The following is an 8,366-nucleotide window of genomic DNA, read 5'->3' as shown; positions in this document are numbered from 1 at the left end:
CTACTAGGGGATTTGTATTTACTGTACGGATTCTTTTTCTTCTGTAACAGCATGTATTTTATTGTTTACCCATACGAACCCTATGCCGATACAAATAGAAATGCCCCAGCCGACAGCAGTCATAATCGCTCTCATTTCACCGTAGCCATCTACACCGAAAACAGAGATGAAATAAATTTTTAAGAAGCTTTTTAATATGAATTGCAGCCCGAAAAATAGTGTTAAATATTGTAGTGCTGGATAGATACGACTATCACGATATAGTTCACGACTTTTATCACGGTCATGGCCTTGCAATGCGGCAATATCTGCTGCGAAATATAACATAAGTGGTTTTTTTATAAATATTGTACATATGACGATAATGCCGAGTACGATGTGATAATACGCATCGTTCCACAGCATTCGTTCAGCTGATCCGGATAATAAATCTACCGTTGTATTAGAAATGAGTGTAATTAAAATAAAGAATCCTGTCACGTTAAACTGCTTTTCTTTTTTAAAGGTGTACAGTGTATAAATAATTCCTGGGACAGAGGAAAGTAACATCGCGTAATAAGGATCGATATAAGGTTTTGCAAATTTCCAAATGAGGAATGGGATTACGAGATAAAAGACAAGATCTAATATAGCTTTTTTATTTTGATTCATATACAGCCTCCTTAAGTCATACATATATTTTATAATATAATTTCTGAAAATTGTATAAGGTTTAATGAAAAAAGAAAAAGTATATGATTAGTAGATTGGGAAAATTGCCCCTAGCGTAGTAAGTTTTTTTAGTATATAATAAAGGAAACGCTTTCATTCTTAGTTTGTTCACAAAATGGACGGAAAATCACATATTTACTATCGATATGTTGCTTTATAATGAAACTAATTAAATATACATGCATACAATATTGTGAAATAAATAACATAAATAATCTATATAAATGTAAACGTTATCAAAAGAGAGAGGTGGAGACAATGAGTAAATTTTTCTTCAATCATAATCCAGCAACAGTAGAGGATGGAAGGCTTGTTAAATATGCTGAAATTATTTATGGAGAAGGTGGCCGTTCTGTATTAGAAAATTTAATGGTGAAGGCATCTATCAGATTGCGTGATCGTTATCCGAATAAATCTGACGAACAGATCTCGAACCTTGTAAATAAAGGCATCCATGATATGTTTCAAAAATATGTGAGTGAGTAAGAGTAGCCATTGGCTACTCTTATTTTTGTATAAGGATGGTGCATCTAGCGGAAAATAAGAGTGTATTTTAAAGTGTATAAAAAAGGAGGGGAAAAGATGAGCAATGGAATTGGTCGTTCAAAAGAAAATCTTCCAACTGATGCAAATCACGTGAGTGCAAAGGATCGTGCATATCAAAAACGTATGGCAAAACAAAAACAACAAGAGCGTAATGGCGATAGAGGATAACTCAAAAAAGCTCCTTCTAAAACAGAAGGAGCTTTTTAAGATAGAAAATGATTAGCGGTAACATAAAAAAGTCCACCGTTAATAATTTGCACTGTAATACGGGGTTCATACTGTTCTTGCAAGGCTTGTTTTTCAATTTCATAGCTTTCAGGAAGTTCATCACTTTCTTCATAAAAACGATTTAAAAGATCTAAATCGTGATTCCAGCGCACTCTTGCTTCTTTCGCCCACGTATGGTCATCTTCCGCAATTATATTCTTTAAAGCGTCCTCTATACGTTGTAAACCGCTTTGCGGTTTAATGATAGGCGAGAGCGTAAAACAAAAATCAGGTATTTTCGGTGTAAGTTTAATTTTAGCTAATGTTTCATGAAAGTTTGCCATCATTGTGCCGGAAATGAGATGAATCCCAATGGAGTGAAGGATGTCTTTTTTTCGATCACATTGATAGGAAACTTTAATATTTACACCGAGCCACGGATGGAGCGGTGTATGTGTCGCCCCGCTATGCCGTACGTCCTCATATAAACGTATGTAAGATCCTAATTCTTTTGTCGTTTGGAAAATTTGATGAAGACGTGGTGAACCGTAGTGAATAAGCTCGCCATCGTTTTCTTCATTTTCTGGATTTGTAATGAGAGTAAGGCGCATCGGATTCGGTACGCCTCCTGTTTTCTCAAGATAGTGCCAATAAAAAGGACGGTTCATTAATAATTTATCCATCTCAATTGTTAACTGCACATCCAATAGATGAGGGGAACGTTCTAAAATTTCACAGTTATTCGCCTCAAAAAAATTGTATAAGTAATTATGAATTTCATGTTGCTGCATAGCCTTGCACCTCAGCTTCATTTCGTTTCGCAAAGTCGATAATAGATGTTAAGTTTTCCATCTTAATTCGGATTTCTCCTTCGCTTTTTGATTGCGCAAATATGTCTTGAATGTGTGCATCGATGTTTTTCATATTAATTCTCGTTAAAATTTCATCAAGTTCCCCGATCACACGCTCAAATAAATTGATTTTTTCATATAGCAGTTTCAAAATATGTTCTTCAACAGTGTGTTTTGTAGCTAAGTTATAAATATGAACATCATTCTTTTGACCAAGACGGTGAATACGTCCAATTCTTTGTTCAAGGCGCATTGGGTTCCATGGTAAATCGTAATTGATCATATGGCTACAAAATTGTAAGTTAATTCCTTCACCACCAGCTTCCGTTGCGATTAGCACTTGCGCATGATTTTGGAAAAGTTCCTTCATCCAATCCTTCTTCCCCCGTTTAAATCCGCCGCGGAATGGGACGGAAGAAATACCGTGTTGTTGTAAAAACCATTGTAAGTACATTTGTGATGCTCTATATTCCGTGAAGATAACGACTTTATCGTCAATTTCTTTTATAAGCTCTAGCGCTTTATTTGCTTTTGAGTTAAACGGAATATGATTAATTTTGTCCATTAGCACATCAATATGCGGATCCTTTATGTAATGTTCATTTTCCTTCTGTCGCTTTTCTACATGTTTTTTTAATGAATAGTAAACAGCCTCACGACTACTACATGCTTCCCGTTTTAAAGTTAATGATGAGAAACCGGATGTGAAGGCATCTTGTCCTCGCCAATTTTCAATATCGTTATACAAAGCTTGCTCTTCTTCATTAAACTCAACAAAAATTGTGCGTACATGTCTTTTTGGCCAATCAATTCCAGTATTATGACGTCGATTTCGGACCATCACTTTGTTAATAAGAGCTTTTAAATCTTCATCTGATTCGGCTGAACGATTTTTTGAAGCGTAATATTCTTCAAAGTTGGACTGATTGCCTAAATGTCCTGGCTTTAATAAAGAAACGAGGTTGAAAATTTCATCAATCTTATTTTGAACAGGAGTAGCAGTTAATAATAAACAAAATTTCTTTTTTAATCGTTGTGCAAATTCATAGTTTTTTGTTTTATTATTTTTAAGTTTATGTGCTTCATCGATAATAATAAGATCGTATTCTAAGTTCAAAACGATATCACGATGTGGTGAACGTTTCGCAGTATCAATTGATGATACAATCACATCGGCTTGTTCCCACGAGTAGCTTTTCTTTTGGGCTACAGCTGGAATGAAAAACTTTGTATTTAGTTCATATGCCCACTGTGACACGAGAGAGGCTGGGACGAGTATAAGTACTTTTTTCACAAGTCCGCGGACCATATATTCTTTTAAAATAAGTCCAGCTTCAATCGTTTTTCCAAGCCCTACTTCATCTGCTAGAATCGCTTTACCATTCATTTGTTCAATAACATTTTGAGCGACTTCTAATTGATGAGGAAGCGGTGTGAAATGGGATAAATGTTTCGGTGCTTGTAGTCCATCGAAAGTAGGAACAAGTAACGATTTTTCTGTTTCATAAGCTAAATGATATAAATCCCAGTTTGTCCAAGGGCCATCTTCGTCAATTCTATTTAAAAAATTGTTTTGCCACGTCCGATCTACGGAAATATCGACATTCATTATGACTCTCCCACCTTTTATAAACTAAAGTAATTATGAAAAAATCTTTATTATATAAGCCTTGTAACAAGGCGCTATTACACATACTAAAAGTTAAAGAATAGGCAAAGATAAAGGGCTAAATTTTGAAAGTTGTATTTAATAAGATTAAGAATAAAAAATTCTAAATTATTTTTTATGCTAGAATATTGATGAAATATAGCGAATAATGTTAGGATAATGGTGTGAAATGTATGGAATCTTTCGTATTTTATCCAAGAAAGTGATTTTTTATTTACGCTTTCATAAAAAAATGTAATGAGATTCCGTATATCCTATCTTTTCAGAGTGAAAATGTTTAGATAAGGGAAACAACTTTTATTGATTTGTCAGAGCATAAGGGGGAGAGAGCATGATTACATTACAACGTACACCGTTATTTGATGTATACGCGAAGTATGGTGGGAAAACAATCGACTTCGGTGGTTGGGAGTTACCAGTTCAATTTTCAAGCATTAAAGAAGAACATGAAGCTGTACGTACAGCGGCAGGTTTGTTCGATGTGTCTCATATGGGAGAAGTTGAGGTAAAAGGTGTAGATAGTTTAGCATTTTTACAACGTGTTGTTACAAATGACGTATCTACCTTAAAGGTAGGAGGCGCACAATATACAGCTATGTGCTACGAAAATGGTGGTACAGTAGATGATTTATTAATCTACAAACGTGGTGAAGAAGACTATTTATTAGTAATCAATGCATCAAATATCGAGAAAGATTACGAATGGTTAGCTAGCCATGTAATTGGCGATACGACAGTAGTCAATGTTTCTAGTGAAGTTGCACAGCTTGCAATTCAAGGTCCAAAAGCAGAAGGCATTTTACAAAAAGTTGTGTCAGAAGATTTGAAAGAAATTAAGTTCTTTAAATTTAAAAACGATATTCTTGTAGATGGAATTCCTGCACTTGTATCTCGTACAGGTTACACAGGTGAAGATGGATTCGAGATTTACTGTAAGAGTGAAGACGCTGCGAAACTTTGGGAGAAATTGCTTGAAGTGGGAGCAGAAGATGGCTTAAAAGCATGTGGTTTAGGTGCTCGTGATACACTTCGCTTTGAAGCAACGTTACCACTTTATGGACAAGAACTATCAAAAGATATTACACCGATTGAAGCTGGAATTGGCTTTGCGGTAAAACCAAATAAAGAAGCAGACTTCTTTGGAAAAGAAACGTTAAAAGAGCAAAAAGAAAACGGTGCGCCTCGTAAATTAGTCGGCATCGAAGTAATTGAACGTGGAATTCCTCGTACACATTACCCTGTATTTATTGGCGAAGAAAAAATCGGGGAAGTAACGAGTGGTACACAATCTCCAACGTTAAAGAAAAGCATTGGTTTAGCACTAATTGATGTAAAATACGCAGCAGTTGATACAGAAGTAGAAATTGAAATTCGTAATAAACGCGTCAAGGCAGTAGTTGTTCCAACACCATTTTATAAACGTTCAAAGTAACGGGGAGAGGGGTAGATTTCATGTTGCATCGTTATCTTCCAATGACAGAAGAAGACAAAAAAGAAATGTTACAAACGATCGGCGTTCAAACGATCGATGAGTTATTCTCTGATATTCCAGAGAGTGTTCGTTTTAAAGGGGATTTAAAAATTAAAGAAGCAAAATCGGAGCCAGAGCTTTTAAAAGAGCTATCTCAAATGGCTAGTAAAAATGCTAACTTAAAAGAATACGCTTCTTTCTTAGGGGCAGGCGTATACGATCATTACGCTCCAGTAATTGTAGATCATGTTATCTCTCGCTCAGAATTTTATACAGCTTACACGCCATACCAACCAGAAATTTCACAAGGGGAATTACAAGCAATCTTTGAATTCCAAACAATGATTTGTGAGTTAACAGGAATGGATGTAGCAAACTCTTCTATGTACGACGGTGGTACAGCTTTAGCTGAAGCGGCAATGCTAGCGGCTGGCCATACTCGCAAAAAGAAAATTCTTGTATCTAGTGCAGTGCACCCGGAATCAAGAGCAGTACTTGAAACGTATGCAAAAGGTCAACATCTTGAAGTTGTTGAAATTAATCATAAAGATGGTGTAACAGATTTAGACGTATTACAAAGTGAAGTAGATGATACAGTTGCTTGTGTAATCGTTCAATATCCAAACTTCTTCGGACAAGTTGAAAAATTAGCTGATATTGAAAAAATCGTTCATCAACAAAAATCATTATTTATCGTTTCTTCAAATCCATTATCATTAGGCGCATTAACACCACCAGGAAAATTTGGTGCTGATGTTGTAATCGGTGATGCACAACCATTTGGTATCCCAACGCAGTTTGGTGGACCACACTGTGGTTACTTTGCAACAACGAAAGCATTTATGCGTAAAATTCCAGGACGTCTTGTTGGACAAACTGTAGATTCAGATGGTAAACGTGGGTTTGTATTAACGTTACAAGCACGTGAACAGCATATTCGTCGTGATAAAGCGACATCTAATATTTGTTCAAACCAAGCGTTAAATGCGTTAGCAGCTTCTGTTGCAATGACAGCACTTGGAAAACAAGGTGTGAAAGAAATGGCACGTCAAAACATTTCTAAAGCACAATACGCAAAACGTCAATTCGATGCGAAAGGCTTCACAGTAACATTTGCTGGACCATTCTTCAATGAGTTCGTTGTAGATTGCAAACGTCCAGTAAAAGAAGTAAACGACGCATTACTACAAAAGAATATTATCGGTGGTTACGATCTAGGTCGTGACTATAAAGAATTTGATAATCATATGCTTTTAGCAGTAACTGAGCTTCGTACAAAAGAAGAAATTGACACACTTGTAAATGAAATGGGGGCTATCCAATGAAGAACCAAGACCAAGCACTTATTTTTGAAGTGACGAAAGAAGGCCGCGTAGGATATAGCTTACCCAAATTAGATGTAGAAGAAGTGAAACTAGAAGATGTGTTTGAGAGCGATTATATTCGAGTAGAAGATGCAGAGCTACCAGAAGTATCTGAACTTGATATTATGCGCCACTATACAGCACTTTCAAACCGTAATCACGGCGTTGATTCTGGATTCTATCCACTTGGATCTTGTACGATGAAATATAATCCGAAAATTAATGAGAGTGTAGCTCGTTTCGCAGGATTTGCAAATATTCATCCACTTCAAGATGAAAAGACAGTACAAGGTGCAATGGAATTAATGTACGACTTACAAGAGCATTTAATCGAAATTACAGGTATGGATACTGTTACTTTACAACCAGCAGCTGGTGCACACGGAGAATGGACAGGCTTAATGTTAATTCGTGCATACCATGAAGCAAATGGTGACTTTAACCGTACGAAAGTAATTGTGCCTGACTCTGCTCACGGAACGAATCCAGCATCTGCAACTGTAGCTGGTTTTGAAACAATTACAGTAAAATCAAATGAAAATGGTCTTGTTGACTTAGAAGATTTAAAACGTGTTGTAAACGAAGAAACAGCAGCACTTATGTTAACAAATCCTAATACATTAGGTCTATTCGAAGAAAATATTTTAGAAATGGCAGAAATCGTCCATAACGCAGGCGGTAAATTATACTATGATGGTGCAAACTTAAATGCAGTATTAAGCCAAGCGCGCCCAGGAGATATGGGATTTGACGTTGTGCATTTAAACCTTCATAAAACATTTACAGGTCCTCACGGCGGCGGTGGCCCAGGTTCTGGTCCAGTAGGTGTGAAAGCTGATTTAATTCCGTACTTACCAAAACCAATTTTAGAGAAAACGGAAAATGGCTATCACTTTAACTATGATCGTCCAGAAGCAATTGGGCGCGTAAAACCATTCTATGGTAACTTCGGAATTAACGTTCGTGCATACACATATATTCGTTCTATGGGTCCAGATGGACTACGTGCAGTAACGGAGTATGCGGTATTAAATGCGAACTATATGATGAGAAGATTAGCACCATTCTATGATCTTCCATTCGATAGACATTGTAAGCATGAGTTTGTATTATCAGGTCGTCGTCAAAAGAAACTTGGTGTACGTACATTAGATATCGCAAAACGCCTGCTTGATTTCGGTTACCATCCACCAACAATTTACTTCCCATTAAATGTGGAAGAATGTATTATGATTGAGCCGACAGAAACAGAATCAAAAGAAACATTAGACGGTTTCATTGATAAGATGATTCAAATCGCTAAAGAAGTAGAAGAAAATCCAGAAGTTGTACAAGAAGCGCCGCATACAACGGTAATTAAACGTTTGGATGAAACATTGGCTGCTCGTAAACCAGTTTTACGTTATGAAAAGCTAGCTCCTGTACAAGTTTGATTAGAATAACAAAGGAAGAACTCGCTATGTGCGAGTTCTTTTTTGTATGGAGAATTTGTCCCGCATTAACGGGCAGTAAAGCTCCCACCTCAAAACTCGGCTGGTGCAAAGAAG

At 36.4% G+C, this 8,366-nt stretch carries 9 protein-coding genes; 5 read left to right on the top strand and 4 right to left on the bottom strand.

Going from position 1 to position 8,366, the window contains the following annotated elements; genetic code table 11:
- Window positions 1–18 precede the first annotated feature (18 nt).
- A complete protein-coding gene (locus tag DN390_RS11770) occupies window positions 19–651 on the bottom strand; it encodes a VC0807 family protein (RefSeq protein WP_001073110.1) in 633 nt (210 codons plus the stop codon).
- Between the two features lie 128 nt (window positions 652–779).
- Window positions 780–896, bottom strand: a complete 117-nt coding sequence (locus tag DN390_RS11765; protein WP_003279814.1) for a hypothetical protein — start codon at window positions 894–896, stop codon at window positions 780–782.
- A gap of 73 nt (window positions 897–969) precedes the next feature.
- Here DN390_RS11765 and DN390_RS11760 point away from each other — a divergent pair, with 73 nt between their 5' ends.
- Window positions 970–1,197: a hypothetical protein gene (locus tag DN390_RS11760; RefSeq protein ID WP_000032702.1), complete on the top strand. Its 228-nt coding sequence runs from the start codon at window positions 970–972 to the stop codon at window positions 1,195–1,197.
- 96 nt (window positions 1,198–1,293) lie between these two features.
- Window positions 1,294–1,425 carry a hypothetical protein gene (locus DN390_RS31100; RefSeq protein WP_000064669.1) on the top strand — a complete coding sequence of 44 codons (132 nt, stop codon included), beginning with the start codon at window positions 1,294–1,296 and terminating at the stop codon, window positions 1,423–1,425.
- A gap of 35 nt (window positions 1,426–1,460) precedes the next feature.
- On the opposite strand, the gene DN390_RS11755 is transcribed toward DN390_RS31100, so the two are convergent.
- Together DN390_RS11755 and DN390_RS11750 are read right to left on the bottom strand one after the other, a co-directional pair.
- On the bottom strand, window positions 1,461–2,255 hold the full coding sequence (locus DN390_RS11755) for a YqhG family protein (RefSeq protein WP_060632258.1): 795 nt from the start codon (window positions 2,253–2,255) through the stop codon (window positions 1,461–1,463).
- The gene (locus tag DN390_RS11750; protein WP_147807391.1) at window positions 2,242–3,924 is read right to left on the bottom strand and encodes a DEAD/DEAH box helicase; all 1,683 of its coding nucleotides are present in this window, start codon (window positions 3,922–3,924) and stop codon (window positions 2,242–2,244) included. Before DN390_RS11750 ends, DN390_RS11755 begins: the two co-directional genes overlap by 14 nt.
- Window positions 3,925–4,315: 391 nt before the next feature.
- Here DN390_RS11750 and gcvT point away from each other — a divergent pair, with 391 nt between their 5' ends.
- The 3 genes from gcvT to gcvPB are packed head-to-tail and all read left to right on the top strand — an operon-like array spanning window position 4,316 to window position 8,252.
- Window positions 4,316–5,416, top strand: coding sequence for a glycine cleavage system aminomethyltransferase GcvT (gene gcvT, locus DN390_RS11745; RefSeq protein WP_060632256.1), 1,101 nt, complete (start codon window positions 4,316–4,318; stop codon window positions 5,414–5,416).
- Between the two features lie 20 nt (window positions 5,417–5,436).
- Window positions 5,437–6,780, top strand: a complete 1,344-nt coding sequence (gene gcvPA, locus DN390_RS11740; protein ID WP_147807390.1) for an aminomethyl-transferring glycine dehydrogenase subunit 1 — start codon at window positions 5,437–5,439, stop codon at window positions 6,778–6,780.
- The gene (gene gcvPB, locus DN390_RS11735; RefSeq protein ID WP_016086298.1) at window positions 6,777–8,252 is read left to right on the top strand and encodes an aminomethyl-transferring glycine dehydrogenase subunit 2; all 1,476 of its coding nucleotides are present in this window, start codon (window positions 6,777–6,779) and stop codon (window positions 8,250–8,252) included. Before gcvPA ends, gcvPB begins: the two co-directional genes overlap by 4 nt.
- Window positions 8,253–8,366: the final 114 nt, after the last annotated feature.

The organism is Bacillus sp. SH7-1 (assembly GCF_008042405.1).
In the GTDB taxonomy this organism is placed as follows: Bacteria; Bacillota; Bacilli; order Bacillales; family Bacillaceae_G; genus Bacillus_A; species Bacillus_A thuringiensis_N.
This window is presented reverse-complemented; position numbering and strand designations above follow the sequence as displayed.

Excerpts from the sequence above, each read along its gene's own strand:
- gcvPB (WP_016086298.1), top strand. The coding sequence starts at position 6,777 with ATGAAGAACCAAGACCAAGCACTTATTTTTGAAGTGACGAAAGAAGGC.
- DN390_RS11760 (WP_000032702.1), top strand. The coding sequence starts at position 970 with ATGAGTAAATTTTTCTTCAATCATAATCCAGCAACAGTAGAGGATGGA.
- DN390_RS11770 (WP_001073110.1), bottom strand. The coding sequence starts at position 651 with ATGAATCAAAATAAAAAAGCTATATTAGATCTTGTCTTTTATCTCGTA.
- DN390_RS31100 (WP_000064669.1), top strand. The coding sequence starts at position 1,294 with ATGAGCAATGGAATTGGTCGTTCAAAAGAAAATCTTCCAACTGATGCA.
- gcvPA (WP_147807390.1), top strand. The coding sequence starts at position 5,437 with ATGTTGCATCGTTATCTTCCAATGACAGAAGAAGACAAAAAAGAAATG.
- DN390_RS11750 (WP_147807391.1), bottom strand. The coding sequence starts at position 3,924 with ATGAATGTCGATATTTCCGTAGATCGGACGTGGCAAAACAATTTTTTA.
- gcvT (WP_060632256.1), top strand. The coding sequence starts at position 4,316 with ATGATTACATTACAACGTACACCGTTATTTGATGTATACGCGAAGTAT.
- DN390_RS11765 (WP_003279814.1), bottom strand. The coding sequence starts at position 896 with ATGCATGTATATTTAATTAGTTTCATTATAAAGCAACATATCGATAGT.
- DN390_RS11755 (WP_060632258.1), bottom strand. The coding sequence starts at position 2,255 with ATGCAGCAACATGAAATTCATAATTACTTATACAATTTTTTTGAGGCG.